The sequence below is a fragment of the Prevotellamassilia timonensis genome, assembly GCF_021531665.1.
In the GTDB taxonomy this organism is placed as follows: Bacteria; Bacteroidota; Bacteroidia; order Bacteroidales; family Bacteroidaceae; genus Alloprevotella.
The window spans coordinates 33,058-53,078 of record NZ_JADYUH010000010.1 but is presented as its reverse complement, the minus strand read 5'-3'; the positions used below and the strand labels follow the sequence as shown (position 1 = coordinate 53,078).

The following is a 20,021-nucleotide window of genomic DNA, read 5'->3' as shown; positions in this document are numbered from 1 at the left end:
AGCGTGACTCTCGCCGCGCCCTGCAGGGCTTGAAAATGACGGGCTTAGGTCGTCAGTTGCGCCGCATGGGTATTCCCAAGAAGCGCACCGCCCAGGGCATGTTCTATGGAGTGAAGAAACTGGAGAAACCCGCTGAAACAGAGGTGGAGAATGTGGAGAAAAAGTTCTCGCAGAGTGCAGAGAATAGTTTCTCGCAGATTTCACAGATTCCGCAGATTTCAGAGAAAGAGTTCTCGCAGAGTGCGCAGTGTTCGCAAAGTTCTGAGAAGGAGTTCTCGCAGAGTCCGCAGAGTTCGCTGAGTGCAGAGCAAAATTTCTCGCAGAGTCCGCAGTGTCCGCAGAGTGCGGAGAACGAGTTCTCGAAGAGTGCGCAGAGTGCAGAAAATAATTTCTCGCAGATTTCGCAGATTTCGCAGATTTCTGAGGACGAGTTCTCGCAGAGTTCGCAGTGTCCGCAGAGTGCAGAGAGAAATTTCTCGCAGATTTCGCAGATTTCGCAGATTTCAGAGAAGAATTTCTCGCAGAGTGCGCAGAGTTCGCAGAGTGCAGAGAATAATTTCTCGCAGATTTCGCAGATTCCGCAGAGTGCAGAGAATCCGGAAGAGTCGCAAGACACGCATTCAAAAAATTTTACACATTACTAAATCAATTAATCCGCTCACTCTCATAGATTCTTCATCATTCTTCCCTCATTCTCAGTTTTGTGTTGTATCTATTGTATAGATATAGGTATAGGGGTGTTCTATAAATTACGGGAAAAGGATCGTTCAAAAGAAAGTGCTTACGTTTTGGTCGCTTTTCGTTTCTTAGCGCGCCCTTTTGTAAGTTTCGTCAGTCACATAGCCCGCTATGCTCCTTCCTCAACTGACAAAAGTTCATCACTAAGAAATCAAAAATCAACTCAACCTAATTTATAGAACACCCCTATAGAAGATAATGCTTTGAGATTCTCGGTCAGGAGTTGTCGGCGGCTCAGAAAACGAAAAAAACTGCCGACTTCGCAGATTGTTTGCCTAACAAGCATTATCTTCGCACCGCGAAATTAGTGCATCGGGCGTGAAAGTCAAAGAAACTTTGTCGGTTTTTCTTTTCTTTTTCCGAAAAGCACTTTTTCTCTCCTTTTCAACAATCTCTCAACCATTCTTTCTCGCACGTGAAAATTTTTCTTCTTTCCCTCTTGTTGGTCGGTGTTGCCGTGGCACTTTTGGCGGTGCGTCTCTTCTTCGGACGCAACTTCGTCAACATGCACACGGATTCCAACCCAGCCTTGCGCAAGAAAGGAATCCCCTGCGCTCGCACTCAAGACGCTCAGGCTCGCAAACGTCGTCCGCTGCAACGCTGAAGCCAAACAGAACATCACGCTCTTGAAGAAACACTTCCGCTCATCAAACCAAATCACTCATTATCAAAGCTTATTAATTCAAATAAAAATCATATGTCATGAAACAAAAAATCTTTCTTTTCTCTCTTCTTCTCCTTGCCGTGACGGCTTGTAACAAGAAAGAACCGGCTGAAAATGTCAAACCAAAGGCAGTGCCCGAAGCCAAGTCTCAGGGCATCATCGCCTATGTGGAAATTGACAGCCTTGCCACAGCCTACACCTACTGCATTGATGGACAGAAGGAACTCCAAGCCAAACAGCAGAGCTATCGTTCCCAGCTTGATGCAAAAGCAAACAGCCTTCAGAATGCTGTCGCTTCTTTCCAGAAAAAAATGCAGAAAGGAACTTTCTCTTCTCAGTCTGAAGCTGAAAACGAACAGAAAAAAATCCAGCGTCAGCAACAACAACTCCAACAATTTCAGGAGAAAATCGAAGGAGAAATGGCAAGTGCTGCGGAGCAATATCAGAAGGTGCTGCGCGACAGCCTCGCTTCCTTCATCAAGGACTTCAACAAGGATGGACGCTACTCCATGATTCTCAGCAAGAGCGGCGACAACATCCTCTATGCCGACAAATCGCTTGACATCACCAAGGCTGTCATCGATGGGTTGAACAAACGCTACAACAAGAAGAAATAAGGTTCGCTCTTGTCAAAACCTAATCACAGAAAATGGCTTATTCCTGTTTAAACGAAAAAGCCGTGAGGTTTCAAAAAGAAAAAAACGGAATTTGTTGTTTGTTTCAAATGAAACCCTTACTTTTGCGCTTGCAAACGCGAAAAAGGCGTGACAAGCGGCTGAAATAGCTCAGTTGGTAGAGCAATTCATTCGTAATGAATAGGTCGCCGGTTCGAGCCCGGCTTTCAGCTCTCCGACCTGCCCACCGGGCGAAAGGTCACAGTTTGAAACAGGAGGTGAACACCACACGGTGCTCACCTCCTGTTATTTTTGAATGATTTTGATGCGCCGCCGGCGCAGTGTGGAAACTAATTGATGAAATTCCAGGAAATGCCGAGTCGAATGACCATTTGGTTCATCGGATAGTGCGGCACGAGGAACGGGTTTCCGCTTCCTTGAGAGGAATTGACGTGCGAAGCCATCAGATAGAAGCGGGTGCGCTTCAAGTGGAAGTTCGCATAGACATTCACCATGGGATAGTTTCCTATCTTCTCCGCATGGTTCAAATCCTGCACGGCATACTGCCCAATGATGGGCGAATAGGTCGGCGCGTGGTAGGCGGTGAAGAAAACAAGGTCGGCACCGAGTTCCGTTTTCAAAACTTTCGCGATTCGGAACTGCACATAGAGATTTGAGTAGAGGTTGAATGTGGGCACGGGATAGACCTCCTTGTTCGTCGTGGCTTGATAGGTCAACTCATTGTCCCAGTGGAAGATTCCCCATCGCTGGTCGTGATTGAGCGTGATGCCGAGCAGCTGCACGTTGCTGGCGGCTTGACGCCTAGTGACGCCGTGACGATAGTTCGTGACACCGTCCGACATTTGATAGGGTTCGAGTGCTTCGGCGAAGTAGGTGTAGTTCTGAATGTTTTGGAGTCGAACGCTCAGCGAGGTCTGTTTGTATTGCAACTTCCCGTCGAGCACAGTTTTGAGCTCGTGTTTCAAGTCATCGTTATCCCACCAGGCATTTCTGCCATGGTAGTGACGGTAGTAGAAGGAGGGAAGTTCGTTTTTGATTTCTCCTTGGAACGTGAATTTCAGACTGTCTTTTTTCAGCGGTATGCACAGCGTGGCGTCGCCGCCCACTTTGAATTCTCCCCAGTCCGTTCCACTGGTTCTGAGTTCTCCGAGGAGTTGATAGCGGAAGGTTCTTCCCTGTTGCTTGAGTAGGCGAGCCCCGACGGTGAAATAGTTTTCAATGTAGGCTTTTGTGCTGATGCGGTCGGCTTCGGGAAGTACAAAGCGGTTGAAGGCGTGACGTGCAAAGAGTTGGATTCCCGATTTCATCCATTTGTTCATGCCTTCATGGAGTTCCACAAGTAGCGTGTTTTCCAGAAGCAGGTGATCGGTGCGGTCAAAGGCGGAATCTCCCGGCAGATAGAAATCCTTGAAGAAGCCGGGATTTGTCGCGTTGTTTCGTTGGTTCGACATGAAGCGCCGTGCGTCATCTTGCAGACGCAGCGTGTGGGCGAAAGAAGTGACGGGCACAAACTCCGAATGGATTTTCATGGAGTCAGGAATGGCAGCGGCTTTGCTCAGTGAATCCGTTTTTTCTTTCTCTGTCAGGAAGCCCCCTCGCGGCAGGCGCATGGTTTTCGCCGTAGAATCAGCGGTTGATGTTTTCAGTCCTACGGCTGCAACGCCCGCCGTGTCCTTTCGTGCAGTCAGTGTCTGACGTGCGATGATGGCAGCCACCGAGTCTTTGTGAACGACTCGTCCCTTTCCATCTCTCCAGCGTTGAAATCCAAGGCTGTAGCGGTTGGAAAGGAAAACGCTGTTTTCTTCCATCTTGTTCCAGGCTCGCGCCAGATTGACGGGCATGTCTGCCGGGGCGTATTTTGTGGGGTAAGACTCCGGACGATTGACGTAGTCATCATTTTCAATACCACCGTTTTCTCTGTTTTTCAGTTGAGTGTGGTTGATGATGAGGTGCATTTTGTAGTTGTCATCCACATAAGAAGCATAGAGGCTTCCATTGAAATGGGCTGTGGACTGCGCTTGGTAGTAACCTCTGCCATAGATGTAGTCCGCCTTGAAACCCGCTCCGAATTTTTTCCCCGCATTGACAGCAAAGGATGCTCCAAGTCTGTCCTCTCCGTTTTCTTTGTTTCCGCATTCGTGGTAAGTCAGGTTCGTAAAAGGCGACTTAGTGTTGGTGAAATGCAGGTCGGAGGGTGCGGTGAGGAAATAGTCATAGGGCTTCTTGAAGAGGAAGGGTTCCCACATGGAGTCAAAGTTTTGCTCGTTGAAGAAGCGGCTGACGCGGGGTGCTCCAAGGTTTCCCGTGAAGTTGTAGTGACCGGTTTTTCCGGATGTGAAAGCCTCGTTGGGGAAAAGGTGAGGAATGGTGTCAAAGACGGCAGGAAGTGTGTTTCCCGAGTAGGGGTCCACGGTCCAAACATAGATTCCCTCCGGCACATTGGTACGCTCCACACTGTCGGTGGAGAAGCCGTGTTCTCGGTTTTGTCCTCCGATGGGCAAAGTGGAGGTCGTTCGATTCATCTGAGCAAAGAGCGGCAGCGTCAGCGAAGCGAGCAGGAGATATAGGGAAAGGGCAAGTGTTTTTTTCATGTGCCTTGTGAAATCATTTACGGGGTGTATATTATGGGGTATTCTATAAATTACGGGATAAGGAACGTTCAAAAGAAAGTGCTTACGTTTTCAACCTAATTTTTAGCCCCCCCCTTATTAGTTATGGAATAAGCAGCAAAAGAATGTGCGCACGTATTTAGGGGTGTTCTATAAATTACGGGATAAGGAATGTTCAAAAGAAAGTGTTTACGTTTTGGTCGCTTTTTATTTCTTAGCACGCCCTTTTGTAAGTTTCGTCAGTCACATAGCCCGCTATGCTCCTTCCTCAACTGACAAAAGTTCATCTCTAAGAAATCAAAAATCAACTCAACCTAATTTTTAGAACACCCCTTAAGTAATCCTCAAAAAATAACCTGCATCATCTTTGAAAATCTTTTCGGTCCATATTTCCTCCCTCATCAGTCACATAGCTACAGCTATGCTCCTTCTTCGGGTGAAAATCTGACCTCGAAAATGTCATTCAAATCTGACACAACTTATTATTTTCATATTACTAAACCTAATTTATAGCCCCTACTTACTATATTTCTCAATATAAGCCTCCACATTCTCGTCGCCCAGTTCCTGAGCCTTTCGGAGATGTTGGAGTGCCTCCTGCTTGCGTCCCTGTTCTCCGGCGCAAAGTCCGATGATGCGGTGACAGTCAGGATTTTCGGGCAGGTCTTTCAACAATTCTTTGGCAGCCTTTTCAGCATCGGCGAACTCCCCTACCCTCAGCAGGAGCAAAGCCTCTTGGAGCCTGTATGCCAAGGGGAGCGGCGCGATGGCAACAGCCGTGCGGATGTCGTCCAAAGCCTGCTGATACATCTTCGCCTTCACCTCAGCCTGATGACGGAGATAGTAGAACTTTTCGTTGAGATTGCGGGGACCAATAATCTTTTCGTATTCATTATAGTCAAACACCGCCTCACGGAATTTCTCTGCGGCGAGATAGCGTCGGGCGCGCTCAAGATAGTAGGGAGCAGATTTTGTCGTGACGGGCTGCGGGAGACTCTGAATCATACTGTCGCAAAGCACGAGAATCTCCGGGTCATTCTTGCGTGCCCGTTCCAAAGAACGAATGGCAGACATATAGACCTCGGGGGAGACAAAGTTCGAGTCCGACAAAACGGCGCGGAAGCCGAGATAGGCATCTTCGTAGCGACGCAAGGCAAACAAACAGTTGGCTTTCTGATAGTTGTAGAGCGTGAAGGGTTTCAGCGCGTAGGCTTTACCTGCCTCGTCCAGTGCTCGCTCCATGGTCCAGCCTTCAAAGACCGGGATGCTGTCAGTCTGGAGAATGATGGTGCGATAAATCAAATCGCTCAGCGCATAGTGCACGGCGTCGGGCTGCATCAAAGTGTCGGCAGCGGTTTCCGCAGCACGGAAGGCAGCGGCATAGTCTTTCTCACAATCTTGGAAGCGACCAATCGAAGCGAAATAGTTGGCACGACTGACAAAGGCATCGGGGGCAGAAGGATAGGCTGCAACGAAGTCATCATAAGCCAGCAAACAATTCACCGTGTCCGCTTTGTTCATGAGATAAAGGAAGGTTGAAGCCTCCTTCATTCCCTCGGGGAGTGCCTTGGGAAGAGCCAAAGCACGCAAGTCGGACTGAATGGCGGCGGTGGAAGACATCGTGAGAGATTGAATGAAACGAGCATCGATGGCACAGGCTGTCGTGGCGTCCTTCTTCATGTTCTTTTGCGTCATTGCCACCAACGTCCCCTCTTCATCCAACAGGGGACACATCATGTTCCGGTCTTCGTTGGCCACGGAAAGGTCATAGTATTTATAGAGGTTATAAGGCGCGTCGGCAGTGACGGTGACAGCCTCCGGCTTTTGCTTTTTGTCCTTGGAGAAGCGAACAATTTGGAGCGCAGAACCTTGGCTCACAGGCGCATCGCAAAGACGGAAGAACGGTGTGGAGGAAGTGGCGGCGGTTGAGAAGCGAATCAAATCGTTGGAACTGTCAGCACCAAGGATTCGTGCAAGTGCAAAAGTTTTTCCTTTCATGTCGGTCACCTCCGCTCTGTCGGCTTTGGCAAGCACTTGATAGGCACAAACGACGTCACCTTTGTCGGAAACATAGAAGCCGTTGCCCGAGGCGATGAGTTGGTTGGCTGCGTCGAAGGCTTTCACCTGCACAACCGCTTTGAGTGCGTCTTTCAGTTTCACTTGTGCCGAAACAGTGGCGACGGAGAAAAGGAAGGAAAGAGCGAGAAGGAGATATTTTGAAGTGTGTTTCATTGTCAAATGTGATGTGAATGGAAATCAGTTATGTCTGAGGAGTGTTCTTGCGTTTTCAAGGGCGGCTTCAGAGAGTTCCGCGCCGGAGAGGATGGTGGCAATTTCGTGAACGCGCTCTTCTTCCGAGAGCAGAGAGATGTGGCTGTGTGTTCCCGTTTCGTCCTCCGACTTGAAGACTTTATAGTGGTGTGCGCCTGCTGCGGCGATTTGAGGAAGATGAGTGATGCAAATGACTTGGCAATGTTCCGAAGTGAGTTTCATGACTTCCGCCATGCTTCCCGCCATCTTACCTGAGACGCCGGTGTCGATTTCGTCAAAGACGATGCACGGCATTCTGCCGCTCTTGCTCAGAATGGATTTCAAAGCCAGCATCACACGTGCAATTTCACCACCGGAGGCTATCTCTCCGACTTCGCGCAGAGGAATGTCTTTGTTGGCAGAAAACCAAAGCGAAATCTTGTCCGCTCCGTTTTCACGCAACAACTCGGAAGGTTCGATTCGGAAGTCCAGGCTGACATGCGGCATACCGAGCGTGTGGAGCAGTTCCGCCAGTTTGTCAGTGAGTCCTTTGGCAGCCAGTTTTCGTTTTTTCGAAAGCGTGGCTGCTTCTTCGGTGAGTCGCTGCTGCTGTGCTTGAATCTGGCGAGAGAGTTTTTCAATTTCGTCGCCGGCTGTTTCCATCTGGTCCAGTTTCTCTTTCCATTCGCGTCCCAAGGCGAGCAAATCGGCGTCAGTAGAAACATGGTGTTTTTGTTCAAGCTGATAGACCGCATTGAGTCGCTCCTGTACGAAGTCGAGCCGAGCGGGATTGAACTCCACTTTGTCGGCGTGGAGCAGCAGACTGTTTTGGATGTCATCGATTTCAATGCGCGCCTCTTCAAGTCTTTTTGCTTCCTCCTCCACTCCCGGCAGGTGGGCTGCGATTCGGTTCACAGCCTCAGCGGCTCTGCGAAGGAGGTGGAGCACGTCGGTTTCATCGGACTGGATGCAAGCGGTGGCTTCTAAGAGCGACTGCTTGATTTCTTCTGCGTGGGAGAGCACTTCTTGCTCTTGCTCCAGACTTTCTTGTTCGCCCTCTTCCCATGCCAACTCTTCGAGTTTCTCCAAATTGAAGGTGAGCAAATCTTTCTCGCGCTCTGCTTCCTCAGCCTCCTGAGTGAGCTGGCGAAGACGAGCGGAAGCGTTCTTCCACTCCTTATATAATAAGGTGTATTTATCTAAATCACCGGAGAGTTCTCCAAAACTGTCGAGCGTGTCAATCAGGAACTGTTCGCCGCGCAGAAGAAGATTTTGGTGCTGGGAATGCACGTCAATCAAGAGCGGAGCAATCTCCTTGAGCACGCCCACGGCAACGGGGGTGTCATTGACGAAAGCGCGACTCTTTCCGTTGAGGCTGACCTCGCGGCGCACGATACATTCACTCTCGTCGAAATCTACGTCGTGAGCCTCCAGTACGCTGCGGAGCATTGGATGAGTCGGCACGAAGATGCCTTCCACGACACATTTTTTGTGGCCGTCGCGAATGGTGCGAGCGTCGGCACGCCCGCCCATCATGAGCCCAATGGCTCCGAGGATGATGCTCTTTCCCGCACCCGTTTCACCCGTGATGACGGAGAAGCCCGGAGACCAGTCAGTCTCCAATTCATCAATGAGAGCGTAGTGCGATATGGAGAGATGTTTCAGCATGAGTTTTTGGGGGAATGGTGTGTTTGCAGAAAATGCCGGAAGACCTGCTGACTGCTTTCTGCAAGCAAGGCGAGGCTTTCCGACACATTTTTCTATTGTTTGATTTGTCTCCAGTAGGAGTTCTGTGAAGCATTGATTTTTCCGAGCACGTTTGCCACGTCTTCTTTCTCTTTGGACGTGCCGTGTCCTTTGTAGATGTTGACAAGTTCGTCCCGCTTATACTCCGTGAAGATTTGCGGCAGCATGCTCATTGATTTGTTGGTGTTGGCTTCTTTCAGCAGTTCCATGGCTGCAGTGATTCCGGCGCGTCCTCTCTCGACGTTTTCAGCCATGACGTCTAAGCCTTGTCGGTGATAGACATACTGCATTTTTCGGAAGGGTTCCATGCCTCCGTCAAGCATGTCGGTGATGATGGAATAACGGTTTTTGGAATCTTCAAACGCTTTCCACCCTTTTGCCTGCAAACTCTGGGCGTTGTTGACGATGGTCTGTGCGATTTGCAGGTATTCCGTCCCGCCGAGTTCCGCCATGGCATCCATGTCCATGCCAATGAGAAGATAGACGTAGTATGCCAGCACCGCTGTCAAATTGTTTTCGATTTGGTCGGTGCGGAACTCAATCTGGTCATATTCCTGAAAGTTGAAAGTGAAGCGCGTGTCGTTGAAGGAAAAGAAGGTGGTGGTATAGTTGGAGCCATAGACGGGTCGCGTTCCCTGCACCAACAGCGTGGCGTCAAAAGAGTTCTCGGCAGGAGAATATTTGTTCACCGTGATGTTGAAATTACAGTTGATGCGTTCTCCATTCTTGAATTGCATGTCCGTCCAACTGCGCTCGTTGAGAAACTGTTCCAAGGTGGTTTTCAAGTTCTCAAAGACGGAAGTACTCGTTCCCTGCACCTGCGAGTGATTGATGTTCACTCGGGCGTCCAACTCCTGTGCCTCTGAAACAAAGACACTGAAGAAAGCGAGGAGCAGAGTGGTCAAAAACAGTTTTCTCAGCATGGAAGTAAATTTGACATTCTATCAATGATGGCTTCCGCCGTTTCACGTTTGGAAAGAAGCGGCAGCGAGGTGGTTTCTCCGTTTCGTTCAATGAGCGTCACCTTGTTGGTGTCCGTTCCGAAGCCGGCGCCTTTGTCTCGCAGAGAGTTGAGCGCAATCATGTCGAGATTTTTGCGTTCCAATTTGCCTTCGGCATTTTGCAACTCGTGGTCTGTTTCCAGTGCAAAGCCCACCAGGAGTTGGGAGTTTTTCTTTCGTTTTCCGAGTTCAGCCGCAATGTCCTTGGTTGGCACGAGTTGCAGCGTCATTCCCCCACTCCCTTCGCGTTTGATTTTGTGGTCTGCACAGGTTTCGGGGGTGAAGTCTGCCACGGCGGCACAAAGGATGGCGGCGTCTGAATCCTCAAACAAACGGGCGGAGGCTTCAAACATCTCTGCGGCAGAAACGACGGAAGTGACGTGAATGGAGGGATGCTGTGCTTTCAGCGACACCGGTCCGCTGACCAGTTCCACCGTAGCGCCTCGTTCCGCACAAACCTCTGCCAAAGCATAGCCCATCTTTCCGGAAGAGAAATTACCGATGAAGCGAACAGCATCCAACTTTTCGTAGGTCGGACCAGCCGTAATCAAAACTTTCTTTCCTTTGAGGCTTTTCTTCTCTTTGGTTTCAAAGAAAAGGGCGAGTGCGCGGTGAATGTTTTCCGGCTCGTCCATCCTTCCTTTTCCGACCAGACCGCTGGCAAGTTCGCCCGAAGCCGGCTCGAGGATGATGTTTCCACGTGACTTCAGTGTTTCAAGGTTTTGGGTGGTCGCAGGATGTCGGAACATGTCCAAGTCCATGGCAGGAGCAATGAACACCGGAGCCTTCATGGAAAGATAGGTCGTGATGAGCATGTTGTCCGCAATGCCGTGTGCCATTTTCCCAATGGAAGATGCGGTGGCGGGAGCAATCAGCATGGCGTCTGCCCAGAGCCCGAGATCCACGTGACTATGCCAGCTGCCATCTCTTCCGGAAAAGAACTCGGAGATGACGGGATGATGAGTCAGCGCAGAGAGTGTGACCGGAGTGATGAATTCCTTTCCGGCAGGCGTGATGACCACCTGCACGTCTGCTCCGTCTTTCACCAAGAGGCGAATGAGGGAGCAGGCTTTATAGGCGGCAATACTGCCGGTGATACCTAAAACAATGTGTTTGCCTTGTAGGGAATTATTTTTCACGCTGAAACCGCAGATTTTGGTGTGAGTGAATGAAGGGAGAACTCTTAAGGGGTGTTCTAAAAATTAGGTTGAGTTGATTTTTGATTTCTTAGAGATGAACTTTTGTCAGTTGAGGAAGGAGCATAGCGGGCTATGCGACTGACGAAACTTACAAAAGGGCGCGCTAAGAAACGAAAAGCAACCAAAACGTAAGCACTTTCTTTTGAACCTTCCTTATCCCGTAATTTATAGAACACCCCTTAAGTATATATTAGGTGAGTGAAACACACACCACTAAGTAATATGAAAATAATAAGTTGCGTCAGATTTGAATGACATTTTCGAGGTCAGATTTTCACCCGAAGAAAGAGAATAGCCGTAGTTATATGACTGATGAGGGAGGAAATATGGACCGGAAAGATTTTCAAAGATGATGCAGGTGATTTTTTGAGGATTACTAAATGCCTTCTCTCAGTTTGATGCGCATGAAAGCCTGTTTGGTGTTCTGTGCGAAATCTCCGCGCATGATCCAAGAGAAGTAACTCGGCTCACTTCGAAGCACGTCAACCACTTTGCGCCCTTTGTGTTTTCCGAAGTTAATCACCTCGTTCCCCTGCTCATCTCTCACGATTCTTCCGGCAAGGTCCACGTTGTTTTGTCGTCGTGAGAAAGAAGCGAGGAAGTCCACGTCTTCTTTCAGGGTGTCTTTGTAGCGTTCGAGTTGGGCAAAAAAGATGTCCTTTGTGGCGATTGTGTCAGCCTCCGCGGTGTGGGCATCTTTGAGGTCTCTTCCGAGGTAGAACTTGCAAGCGGCAGAAAGGTCACGCTTCTCCATCTTGTGATAGATTCCCATGACATCAATGAATCTGCATGCTTCGGGATTGAAGTCCACTCCGGCACGAATGAACTCCTCCACCAACATGGGCACATCAAAGCGGTCGGAGTTGAATCCGGCGATGTCACATTGGGCAAACAAGTCAGCCAATTCCTTGGCTCTTTCTTTGAAGCGAGGACAGTCTTTCACGTCTTCGTCTTTGATGCCATTGACTGCAGAAGCTTCCGCGGAGATGGGAATGCCCGGATTGAAACGTTCCGTTGTCACCTCCTCTCTGCCGTCCGGATGGACAACGATGTAGGAGAGTTCCACAATTCTGTCAGAAGCCACGTTCAAACCGGTGGCTTCAATGTCAAAGAACAAAAGAGGTTTTTCAAGTTTCATGGGAACAACCTTTTGACGAATGAAGAGTATGTTTTAAAGGAAGGAAATATAGAAAGAAAGACTACGTTTCACACAGGAACATTCCATGTTTCAGTCTGGAAGGCCCTATGCTTCAAACAGAAGTTCTATGCTTCCGTCAAGAACGTTTATCCGTTAAATACAGAAGGCATGAGAAGCATCAGCACTTCTTCTCCCTCCTTTTGCTCAACGGGCATGATGACTCCGGCTCTGCTCGGGTCAGAGAGGCTGAGGCTCAGTTCGTCTCCGTCAATGTGTTGCACGAGGTCAAGCAAAGTGTTTCCTTTGAAGGCTATGTGCATCGGGTTTCCGGTGTAATCACACAACATGGTTTCTTCAGCAGAGCGTCCGAAGTCCACATATTGAGTGGACACTTGGAGAGAGCCTTGTTGCAGCGCGAGTTTGACGAGCACGATGCCGGGATTTGCAAAGACGAGGATGCGACGAAGCATGCTGATGAATCCGGCACGATCAACCTTGACCACATTGGAGTTGTCGTGAGGAATCACGCTGCGATAGTTCGGATAGCGTCCTTCAATCAGTCGGCAGGTCAGACGGTATTCGCTGGTAGAGAAAACAGCTCCGCGACTTCCCAGTTCAAAGGTCACATCTTCATTTTGTTTAGCGAGCATGCCGCGCAGGAGCCCTGCGATGCGTGTGGCGAGCAAGAAAGTGCCTTCTTTTCCTTCCGTGTTGACACCCTTGATGGTGGTCAAAGCCAACTGATTTCCATTGCTGGAAACCAAAGAGAGGTCGTTTCCTTTCAAGTCAAAGCAAACCGTGTTGAGTTGCGGGCGCAACACATCGTTGGCAGCTGCCACCATGGCACGGCTCAGTCCTGAGAGCAATTGTTCGGCAGGCACGGTGAGTTTGACAGTTTCCTCATCGTTTTCAGCAGGCACAGGATAGTCAAGTGCGTCCTGCCCCATGATTTTATATTGCCCGTTCTGGTAGCAGATGGTCACCTCAAGCGTTTCGCCGTGCACGTAGAACTCAAGGGGTTGTTCGGGAAGTTCTTTGATGGCATCCTGCAAGGTCTTGGCGTTCACTGCAAAGCTGATGTCGGCATCACATTCTTCCATGGGCAAAACGGTGACCATGGTAGAGTCACTGTCGGAAGCAGTGATGGTCAATTGAAGACCGGAGGTTTCAAACTTGAAGCAGTCCAAGATGGGAAGCGTGTTCTTTTGAACGATGACACGTCCGATGGTTTGCAGGTGTGCAGACAGAAGCGAACTTGGAATTACGAATCTCATAAGTGTGATGTATTTTTAGTATTTGTTTTATTCTTGTATTAGAGGGTATTCACATACGGCGCAAAATTACAAATAAATGCGGAAAGAGCGATGTTTGTTTTCTCTCTTTTCTTTGTGTTTAAACACCTTTATTTGGCAACCGCTCATAAGCACAGCAAAAGCAATGCCCGCTTGAAAACGGGCATTGCTGAGAAAAAGAGATTTCGTGTTGAAAAATGGAAAATCCGAGACTGAATCAGAGGCTTTCTTCCCAGCCCAGCGCGCTCGCACCGAGCACGGCGGCTTCAGAACCGTTGAGAGAAGAGATGAGGAGTTTCACCTTACCTCTGTAGTTTCTCAGCACGTTCTCGTCAAAGGCTTTGCGAAGAGGCTTCATGAGGTAGTCACCGGCTTTGGTCAGTCCGCCGAAGAAGACGAATGCTTCAGGGGAGTTGAAGGCTGTGAAGTCTGCACAAGCGCGTCCCAGCACGGTGCCGGTGAAGTCAAAGATTTCCAATGCCAGGGCATCGCCTTTTTCGGCTGCTTGGAACACGTCGAAGGAAGTGATTTTCTCCGGGTCGAGTTCGCGCAGCAAACTGTCTGCGGTGTTCTTTTGCAGAATTTCACGAGCAGTGCGAGCCACACCGGTGGCGGAGGTGTAGGTCTCCAGACATCCCTTTCTGCCACAGCCGCAAGCACGGGCAGACTCACCTCTGTCCACGATGACGTGTCCGAGTTCGCCGGCGAATCCGTCACTGCCATAGACAATCTTGCCGTCACAAACAATGCCGGAGCCGACACCGGTGCCGAGTGTAATCATGATGAAATTCTTCATGCCTCGAGCCACGCCGTAGGTCATTTCACCCATGGCGGCAGCATTGGCGTCATTGGTGACGCGGCAGGGAATGCCGAGTGCTTCTTGAAATTTTTCAGCCACGGGAACAATGCCGGGCCAAACGAGGTTGGCTGCGTTTTCGATGCAGCCGTTATAGTAGTTGGAGTTCGGGGCGCCGATGCCCATGGCTCTCACGTTTCCGATGCCTCCCACTGCGTCTAAGGCGGGTTGCAGAGCGTCCACGGAAGCCTTGACGTAGTCATCAAAATCAGGATAGGCTGTGGAGCTGATGACAGTCTGAGATTTGATGTTACCTCTCTGGTCCACAATGCCAAACACGGAATTGGTTTCTCCCATGTCTAAGCCGATTACTAAGCTTTTTTCAGTTTCGATTTCCATGATATTTTTCGTTTTTAGTAATATGAAAATAATAAGTTGCGTCAGATTTGAATGACATTTTCGAGGTCAGATTTTCACCCGAAGAAGGAGCATAGTCGTAGCTATGTGACTGATGAGGGAGGAAATATGGACCGAAAAGATTTTCAAAGATGATGCAGGTTATTTTTTGAGGATTACTTAAGGTTTAGTTCGGGGCAGGTGATGTGATGTTACTCACGATTTGCGACTTTGTTTTCGTCACAGAATGTGGCAAAAATAGTGAAAAGCAATGAATCCGGAAATGAATCTTTTCAAAACAATTCATTCCGGATTCATTTTTTGTTTGTCATGCAGGCTTTGCAGCCCGGTATGCCTCATTTATCCGTTCATGGAAAGGAGAAATTCGGTGTTGTCTTTGGTGTTTTCGATGCGCTTCTTCATTTCGGTCATGGCTTCGACGGGGTTCATCTCGGCGATGTAGTTTCGAAGCACCCACATTCTCTTCAGTGTGACGTCGTCATGCAGCAAATCGTCTCTTCGTGTGGAAGATGCGGTGAGGTTGACTGCGGGGAAGATTCGTTTGTTGGAGAGACTGCGTTCGAGTTGGAGTTCCATGTTGCCCGTACCTTTGAACTCTTCAAAGATGACTTCGTCCATTTTGGAGCCGGTGTCAATGAGCGCGGTGGCAATGATGGTGAGTGAGCCACCTCCCTCAATGTTTCTGGCAGCACCGAAGAAACGTTTTGGCTTTTGAAGTGCGTTGGCATCCACACCACCGGTGAGGATTTTGCCCGAGGTGGGTGCGACGGTGTTGTAGGCTCGTGCCAGACGAGTGATGGAATCCAAGAAAATGACCACATCGTGTCCGCATTCCACCATGCGTTTGGCTTTGTGAAGCACCATATCTGCGATTTTGACGTGGCGCGCGGCAGGTTCGTCAAAGGTGGAAGCAATCACTTCTGCCTTCACGGTACGCATCATGTCGGTGACTTCCTCGGGACGCTCGTCGATGAGGAGCATCATGAGATAGGTGTTCGGGTGGTTGCGTGCGATGGCGTTGGCAATGTCTTTCATCAGCAGGGTCTTACCCGTCTTGGGCTGTGCCACGATGAGCGCACGTTGTCCTTTGCCGATGGGAGTGAAGAGGTCCACGACTCTGCATGAAACACTGTCGTCTTTTCCGTTGCAGAGATTGAATTTCTCTTCAGGGAAAAGCGGTGTCAAATGCTCAAAAGCGATGCGGTCTCTGACTTCGAAGGGAAGTTGTCCGTTGATTCGATCTAAGGTGTGGAGAACATAGAACTTGTCATCTTCGCGAGGAATCTTCACCACACCTTCCACCACGTCTCCTTGCTTCAAACCATACTGGCGAATCTGTGCCGGTGCCACATAAATGTCATCAGGAGAAGCGAGATAATTATAGTCTGAGGAGCGGAGGAAACCATATCCTTCTTGCACAATTTCCAGCACGCCGCGCCCGGTAATCAGATAGTCCTCGGGAGTGAGCGTCACCTGAGGCTTCACGGGCTGAGGTGCAGGTTGGGGTGCAGGTTGGGGTGCAGGTTGGGGTGTCACTTTCTCCGTCACAACCGCCTTCTGCGGGTTCATCTCCGGGTCATCTCTGAAGCGACGGAATTTGGGTTTCTGTGACATGTAGTCGTCTTCTTCGGGCAGGACAAATTCTTCTTCTTTGGATTCCGTTTCCTGAATTTCCATTCCTTGGAAGATGGGTACGACGTCTTTGACAATCACCAAATCTTCCTCGTTGTTGGGATTGGCAGAGATGATTGGTTTTGCGGAAGGGACTTCCACAGTGTTTTCGTTATCTGCTGCAACGATTTCTTTCGGGATTTCCACTGACGCATTTTCCAACGTTTTTCTCACCTCGTCCATGTCGAGGATTGCATTGCTACCGCTTGTGTTCGCAACGCCATTGGCTGTCTCGTCAGCCACCTTGGTGTCACCCGTTGTTGGTTGTTCTGCATCAGCAGTGTTGATGCCGGTTTCGACTTCTCCGGTGAAATCCAACGATTCTTCCGCGAGTTTTTTGGCGGCAGCCTCTCGTGCTGCGATTTCAGCCTTTGAGGGACGCCCTCTTTTTCTTTTGACCACCGGTGCCGGCTCTTCCTTGCTTGCAGAATTTTGTTTTTCAACTTGATTCTTCAGGAAGTCGGCTTGTTTGTCAAGAATGGCATAGATCAAAGCCGTTTCGTCTTCAAAGTCGTTTGAGTTTAAGTCCAGTGCTGCAGCCACCGCATGAAGATTCTCAGGCTTCATGGATTGGAGCTGTTCTTTGCTGAACACATGTTCCGTGTTGTCAGAATTGTTTTTAGACATATTTTTCATTGCTATTCTCCTCTTCTCTGTCTTTTTTTCATGCTCACACTGAAGTTCCTTGCCGGCGGCACACCTTCACGTGTGGCGAACATGCAAACTGCATTGATGCAATCTTGTCAAACCCAGCATGAGCACTGTTGGAAAACAAGAACATGAGAAAAAGAGGAAGGAAAATCTACATTGGGAATGTCCGCACCAAATAAAGTTGAAAAAGAGCGGAGATTCGCCGTTGACGAATTTGGGGATTCCACAAGGAAACAAACACCCCGTCAAAAGTCCTTTACGAAAAAAAGATGAATCACATCATTTTCTGCAGGGACAATGCCATCGATGAAACTGCGTTTTTGAGAACGCCCGTGATAGCAAGCGCAAAAGTAGCAAAAAACACTTTTGCGCAAAAATAATTTTACAAAAAAAGAGTTGCCACGCAAATTTTTCTTCTGCGAGGCAACTCTTTTTGGTTGGAGGGGAAGGAAACTCAAGCAATGATTCCCAATTCGCGGAACACCTTTGCCAGCGATGCCACGGCACGGTCCACTTGTTCTTTCGTGTGAGTTGCCATGAGTGCCACTCGCACCAGTGTGTCTTGCGGAGCACAAGCCGGCGGGATGACCGGATTGATGAAGACACCTTCGTCGAAGGCTCTTGCGGTGGCGATGAAAGTTTTTTCCGTGTCACGCACATAGAGCGGGATGATGGGAGATTCCGTGTCACCGATTTCAAAGCCCTCTTCACGGAAACGCTTCAACGCATAGCGTGTCACTTCCCACAACGCTTCAATTCGTTCCGGTTCTTCCTGAATGATGTGAAGCGCCTCCAGCGCACAAGCGGTGGCTGCCGGAGTGTTGGAAGCGGAGAAAATGTAGGTGCGGGAATTGTGGCGCAACCAGTTGATGATGCTTTCGTCGGCAGCAATGAATCCACCGATGGAGGCGAGAGACTTGCTGAACGTTCCCATGATGAGGTCCACCTCTTCCGTCAGTCCGAAATGGTCGCAGACTCCCCTGCCCTGTCGTCCGAAGACGCCGACGCCGTGAGCCTCATCCACCATGATGGTCGCATTGTATTTGTGTTTCAGTCTCACGATTTCCGGGAGGTTGGCGAGGTCGCCTTCCATGGAGAAGACCCCGTCCACGACAATCAGTTTCACCGCTTCCGGAGCACATTTCTGCAGTTGGCGTTCCAAGTCTGCCATGTCGTTGTGCTTATATTTCAAGCAGGTGGAGAATGAAAGTCTTCTTCCGTCCACGATGGAGGCGTGGTCGCGGTCATCGCAGATGATGTAGTCCTCTCTTCCCGTGAGGCAGGAAATCACACCTGAGTTCACGGTGAAACCTGTGGAATAGCAGAGAGCGTCTTCTTTTCCGACGAATGCCGCCAATTCTTTTTCGAGTTGAAGGTGGAGGTCAAGTGTGCCGTTGAGGAAGCGTGAGCCGGCGCATCCGGACCCATATTTCTTCATGGCTTTGATGCCTGCTTCAATGATGCGTTCGTCTCCGGGAAGTCCGGTGTAGGCGTTAGAACCGAACATGAGAACGTGATGTCCTCCCATTTCGACCTCAGTGCCCTGCTTGCCTTCAATGGCGCGGAAATAAGGATAAACACCTTTTGCTTGATATTCCTGAGGCAGGGTATACTTGGCCAATCTTTCTTGTAAAATGCCCATATTTTAGTTGTTTAACTTGATGGTGCTGCCCGCTCCGTTTTAAGAGTTTATCTATTGAAGACGGGGCAAAACTCTTTGTTGCGGCTGCAAAGATACACATTTCCCTCAAAAGTGTGCGGGTTTTAAAAGAAATATGTTAAGGGGTGTTCTGTAAACTATTGAATAATGTGGAACAAGGAGTGCAAAAGAATGCAGTCGGCGGTCAAATTTGAAGATGATTGCTGTCCGCTAAGTAATATGAAAATAATAAGTTGCGTCAGATTTGAATTAGATTTTTGAGGTCAGATTTTCACCCGAAGAAGGAGCATAGCCGTAGCTATGTGACTGATGAGGGAGGAAATATGGACCGAAAAGATTTTCAAAGACGAGACAGGTTATTATTTGAGGATTACTAAATTTAATAGATATTTTGCTCTCCTCATCCCCAAGGCCCCAGAAATTCCCCGAGCCATTGCACCCCACTATCCTTATATGTATCGTATCGTTGTGTCATAATTCCTATTCCCCCTCATTGTCGGTTGGTGGCAACAGATAGTCGCTTGCCTTTGCTGACGAGATAGCCGACTTGCCTGTCTTGCTTTCCAACTGCTTTCGTGCAGCTTTTGCCACACTGCCTCCTTCTTTGGCAATCTTGGCACTCTCAGCAAATCCACGAGGATTTTTCTGCTTGGATATTTCTGTAGTCGAAGCCTCTGCCAACATATTGAGAGCAAGTTCCACGTTGGTCATGTTGTCTCGAAGATTCTCTTTCTTCAATCCCTTGTGTTGCTTGTACTGACGTGTGGTCATGCCGCTCCATTCACGTGTAATGATGTCGGTCAGTGAAGCGTACTGTTGTCCTTGCTTCACACCGGCTCGTTCCCATTCGTCTGTCAGTTCCTTGCGTACCTCAATGCCTTTCACCCGACTGTTTATCCATTTGTCGCTATACCCCAAACGCTTATAGTCGGCAATAGCTTGTTCGATGGAGAGTTCAGGATCCTGCATCTGGTCGAGACGTTGCGATGCAACCTGTGCCATCCATATCTTGAATGGCTCAGCCTTATGCGAAGGGATGGACTGGATGATGCGGAAAAGTCCCTGTTGTGTGGCGCAGTTGACACGTTGCTTTCCTCCAGCGGTCTGTAAAGAAAGGGGGGAGACAATTTGTCCCCACCCTTCAGCAAGGGATGGATCACGTTTCTTCATCTTTTTTATATAGTCCGTCGGATTCTTACTATCGGTAAGAACCTCTACTACATCCACAACACAGAAGTACCACTGTTCAGTCTCGGAGTCCCACACTGTGCGTACCTTCTTGTCTTCAAATATCTTTATCTCTTGTTTCTTTGTCATAAGTATTTTATGTTTTGTAGTAAGAATTTGCAAACGTATTTGCAAATACTATACGCTTACTTCATTATTTCGTCCAGCAGTCCGTCGGTGTCGCACACTAAACTGCGGGGAGCGAGCCATTGCACCCCACTGTCCTTATATGTATCGTATCGTTGTGTCATATACTATTATTCCAGTTGTTGTATCTCTTTCCGTCGGCAGTCCGCAGTTTCAGTTGGGTAGTGGCACTAACCAACT

14 protein-coding genes and 1 tRNA gene are annotated in these 20,021 nt (G+C 49.1%); 4 read left to right on the top strand and 11 right to left on the bottom strand.

Annotation, left to right across the window (positions count from 1 at the left end; all coding sequences use genetic code 11):
• The 4 genes from I6E40_RS03670 to I6E40_RS03655 all read left to right on the top strand — a co-directional run.
• Positions 1 to 644, top strand: a 644-nt coding sequence (locus tag I6E40_RS03670; protein ID WP_235385552.1) for a hypothetical protein, incomplete at its 5' end; no start/stop codon positions are given.
• 509 nt (positions 645 to 1,153) lie between these two features.
• Entirely contained in the window at positions 1,154 to 1,342 is a 189-nt protein-coding gene (locus I6E40_RS03665; RefSeq protein WP_235385551.1) for a hypothetical protein, read from the top strand.
• 98 nt (positions 1,343 to 1,440) lie between these two features.
• Entirely contained in the window at positions 1,441 to 2,019 is a 579-nt protein-coding gene (locus I6E40_RS03660) for an OmpH family outer membrane protein (RefSeq protein ID WP_235385550.1), read from the top strand.
• A gap of 157 nt (positions 2,020 to 2,176) precedes the next feature.
• A tRNA-Thr gene (locus I6E40_RS03655) sits at positions 2,177 to 2,249 on the top strand.
• Between the two features lie 117 nt (positions 2,250 to 2,366).
• Here the strand turns inward: I6E40_RS03655 and I6E40_RS03650 are convergent.
• The 11 genes from I6E40_RS03650 to I6E40_RS03600 all read right to left on the bottom strand — a co-directional run bounded on the left by I6E40_RS03650 (position 2,367) and on the right by I6E40_RS03600 (position 19,784).
• Entirely contained in the window at positions 2,367 to 4,628 is a 2,262-nt protein-coding gene (locus I6E40_RS03650; RefSeq protein WP_235385549.1) for a putative porin, read from the bottom strand.
• Between the two features lie 534 nt (positions 4,629 to 5,162).
• A complete protein-coding gene (locus I6E40_RS03645; protein ID WP_235385548.1) occupies positions 5,163 to 6,878 on the bottom strand; it encodes a tetratricopeptide repeat protein in 1,716 nt (571 codons plus the stop codon).
• A gap of 24 nt (positions 6,879 to 6,902) precedes the next feature.
• Complete coding sequence (recN, locus tag I6E40_RS03640) at positions 6,903 to 8,564, bottom strand: DNA repair protein RecN (protein ID WP_235385547.1); 1,662 nt, start codon at positions 8,562 to 8,564, stop codon at positions 6,903 to 6,905.
• 92 nt (positions 8,565 to 8,656) lie between these two features.
• Complete coding sequence (locus tag I6E40_RS03635; RefSeq protein WP_235385546.1) at positions 8,657 to 9,565, bottom strand: DUF4835 family protein; 909 nt, start codon at positions 9,563 to 9,565, stop codon at positions 8,657 to 8,659.
• Positions 9,559 to 10,782, bottom strand: a complete 1,224-nt coding sequence (gene coaBC / locus I6E40_RS03630; RefSeq protein WP_235385545.1) for a bifunctional phosphopantothenoylcysteine decarboxylase/phosphopantothenate--cysteine ligase CoaBC — start codon at positions 10,780 to 10,782, stop codon at positions 9,559 to 9,561. The genes I6E40_RS03635 and coaBC overlap by 7 nt, the downstream gene beginning before the upstream one ends.
• Before the next feature lie 436 nt (positions 10,783 to 11,218).
• Positions 11,219 to 11,980, bottom strand: a complete 762-nt coding sequence (locus I6E40_RS03625; RefSeq protein WP_235385544.1) for a 3'-5' exonuclease — start codon at positions 11,978 to 11,980, stop codon at positions 11,219 to 11,221.
• A gap of 146 nt (positions 11,981 to 12,126) precedes the next feature.
• Positions 12,127 to 13,254: a DNA polymerase III subunit beta gene (gene dnaN / locus I6E40_RS03620; RefSeq protein ID WP_235385543.1), complete on the bottom strand. Its 1,128-nt coding sequence runs from the start codon at positions 13,252 to 13,254 to the stop codon at positions 12,127 to 12,129.
• A 235-nt stretch (positions 13,255 to 13,489) separates the two neighbouring features.
• Positions 13,490 to 14,467, bottom strand: a complete 978-nt coding sequence (locus I6E40_RS03615; protein WP_235385542.1) for an ROK family protein — start codon at positions 14,465 to 14,467, stop codon at positions 13,490 to 13,492.
• A 357-nt stretch (positions 14,468 to 14,824) separates the two neighbouring features.
• The gene (gene rho, locus I6E40_RS03610) at positions 14,825 to 16,783 is read right to left on the bottom strand and encodes a transcription termination factor Rho (protein WP_262910839.1); all 1,959 of its coding nucleotides are present in this window, start codon (positions 16,781 to 16,783) and stop codon (positions 14,825 to 14,827) included.
• 478 nt (positions 16,784 to 17,261) lie between these two features.
• Entirely contained in the window at positions 17,262 to 18,449 is a 1,188-nt protein-coding gene (gene spt, locus I6E40_RS03605) for a serine palmitoyltransferase (RefSeq protein WP_235385541.1), read from the bottom strand.
• Positions 18,450 to 18,947: 498 nt separating this feature from the next.
• Positions 18,948 to 19,784, bottom strand: coding sequence for a BRO family protein (locus tag I6E40_RS03600; RefSeq protein ID WP_235385540.1), 837 nt, complete (start codon positions 19,782 to 19,784; stop codon positions 18,948 to 18,950).
• Positions 19,785 to 20,021: the final 237 nt, after the last annotated feature.

Bases quoted from the DNA above. Each gene is read 5' to 3' on its own strand.
- I6E40_RS03660 (WP_235385550.1), top strand. From the start codon at position 1,441: ATGAAACAAAAAATCTTTCTTTTCTCTCTTCTTCTCCTTGCCGTGACG.
- I6E40_RS03650 (WP_235385549.1), bottom strand. From the start codon at position 4,628: ATGAAAAAAACACTTGCCCTTTCCCTATATCTCCTGCTCGCTTCGCTG.
- I6E40_RS03645 (WP_235385548.1), bottom strand. From the start codon at position 6,878: ATGAAACACACTTCAAAATATCTCCTTCTCGCTCTTTCCTTCCTTTTC.
- recN (WP_235385547.1), bottom strand. From the start codon at position 8,564: ATGCTGAAACATCTCTCCATATCGCACTACGCTCTCATTGATGAATTG.
- I6E40_RS03635 (WP_235385546.1), bottom strand. From the start codon at position 9,565: ATGCTGAGAAAACTGTTTTTGACCACTCTGCTCCTCGCTTTCTTCAGT.
- I6E40_RS03625 (WP_235385544.1), bottom strand. From the start codon at position 11,980: ATGAAACTTGAAAAACCTCTTTTGTTCTTTGACATTGAAGCCACCGGT.
- dnaN (WP_235385543.1), bottom strand. From the start codon at position 13,254: ATGAGATTCGTAATTCCAAGTTCGCTTCTGTCTGCACACCTGCAAACC.
- I6E40_RS03615 (WP_235385542.1), bottom strand. From the start codon at position 14,467: ATGGAAATCGAAACTGAAAAAAGCTTAGTAATCGGCTTAGACATGGGA.
- rho (WP_262910839.1), bottom strand. From the start codon at position 16,783: ATGTCTAAAAACAATTCTGACAACACGGAACATGTGTTCAGCAAAGAA.
- spt (WP_235385541.1), bottom strand. From the start codon at position 18,449: ATGGGCATTTTACAAGAAAGATTGGCCAAGTATACCCTGCCTCAGGAA.
- I6E40_RS03600 (WP_235385540.1), bottom strand. From the start codon at position 19,784: ATGACAAAGAAACAAGAGATAAAGATATTTGAAGACAAGAAGGTACGC.